The following is a 1,806-nucleotide window of genomic DNA, read 5'->3' as shown; positions in this document are numbered from 1 at the left end:
TGTGGAACCGGTTCAGGTGTCTGGAGTGGTAGGGGAGCGTCGTGTGGGCAGTGAAGTCGCGGTGTAAACCAGCGGTGGAGCCCACACGAGTGAGAATGCAGGCATGAGTAGCGAAAGACGGGTGAGAAACCCGTCCGCCGAATGATCAAGGGTTCCAGGGTCAAGCTAATCTGCCCTGGGTAAGTCGGGACCTAAGGCGAGGCCGACAGGCGTAGTCGATGGACAACGGGTTGATATTCCCGTACCGGCGAAGAACCGCCCATGCTGAACAGGGGACACTAACCGCCCGAGACCTGCCCGATCACCCTTCGGGGTGTGCGGGTTTTGGTGGAGCGCGGGACCTGATCCTGGGAGGCAAGCGTATTAACAGGTGTGACGCAGGAAGGTAGCCGGGCCGGGCGATGGTTGCCCCGGTCTAAGGATGTAGGGCGAACGGTAGGCAAATCCGCCGTTCATGAGGCCTGAGACCCGATGGGACCCCCTTCCGGGGGGATCCGGTGATCCTATGCTGCCGAGAAAAGCATCGACGCGAGGTTCCAGCCGCCCGTACCCCAAACCGACACAGGTGATCAGGTAGAGAATACTAAGGCGATCGAGAGAATTATGGTTAAGGAACTCGGCAAAATGCCCCCGTAACTTCGGGAGAAGGGGGGCCCCCAGCGTGATGGACACAAGCTGTCCGGAGCGTGCAGGGGCCGCAGAGACCAGGGGGAAGCGACTGTTTACTAAAAACACAGGTCCGTGCGAAGTCGCAAGACGATGTATACGGACTGACTCCTGCCCGGTGCTGGAAGGTTAAGAGGACCGGTTAGCCGCAAGGCGAAGCTGAGAATTCAAGCCCCAGTAAACGGCGGTGGTAACTATAACCATCCTAAGGTAGCGAAATTCCTTGTCGGGTAAGTTCCGACCTGCACGAATGGAGTAACGACTTCCCCGCTGTCTCAACCATAAACTCGGCGAAATTGCAGTACGAGTAAAGATGCTCGTTACGCGCAGCAGGACGGAAAGACCCCGAGACCTTTACTATAGTTTGGTATTGGTGTTCGGAGTGGCTTGTGTAGGATAGGTGGGAGACGTTGAAGCCCGGACGCCAGTCCGGGTGGAGTCATCGTTGAAATACCACTCTGGTCACTTTGGACATCTAACTTCGGCCCGTAATCCGGGTCAGGGACAGTGCCTGATGGGTAGTTTAACTGGGGCGGTTGCCTCCTAAAAAGTAACGGAGGCGCCCAAAGGTTCCCTCAGCCTGGTTGGCAATCAGGTGTCGAGTGTAAGTGCACAAGGGAGCTTGACTGTGAGAGAGACATCTCGAGCAGGGACGAAAGTCGGGACTAGTGATCCGGCGGTACATTGTGGAATGGCCGTCGCTCAACGGATAAAAGGTACCTCGGGGATAACAGGCTGATCTTGCCCAAGAGTCCATATCGACGGCATGGTTTGGCACCTCGATGTCGGCTCGTCGCATCCTGGGGCTGGAGTAGGTCCCAAGGGTTGGGCTGTTCGCCCATTAAAGCGGTACGCGAGCTGGGTTTAGAACGTCGTGAGACAGTTCGGTCCCTATCCGCTGCGCGCGCAGGAAATTTGAGAAGGGCTGTCCTTAGTACGAGAGGACCGGGACGGACGAACCTCTGGTGTGTCAGTTGTACTGCCAAGTGCACCGCTGATTAGCTACGTTCGGATGGGATAACCGCTGAAAGCATCTAAGCGGGAAGCCCGCTTCGAGATGAGATTTCCATACACCTTGTGTGTGAGAGGCCCCCAGCCAGACCACTGGGTTGATAGGCCGGACGTGGAAGACAGGACTAA

General features: G+C 57.0%; 1 rRNA gene. It reads left to right on the top strand.

Going from position 1 to position 1,806, the window contains the following annotated elements:
- Positions 1-1,806 (top strand): 23S ribosomal RNA (locus J9611_RS21250); the annotation flags it as partial.

It is taken from the genome of Pseudarthrobacter albicanus, from assembly GCF_018224015.1.
GTDB lineage: Bacteria > Actinomycetota > Actinomycetes > Actinomycetales > Micrococcaceae > Arthrobacter > Arthrobacter albicanus.
This window is presented reverse-complemented; position numbering and strand designations above follow the sequence as displayed.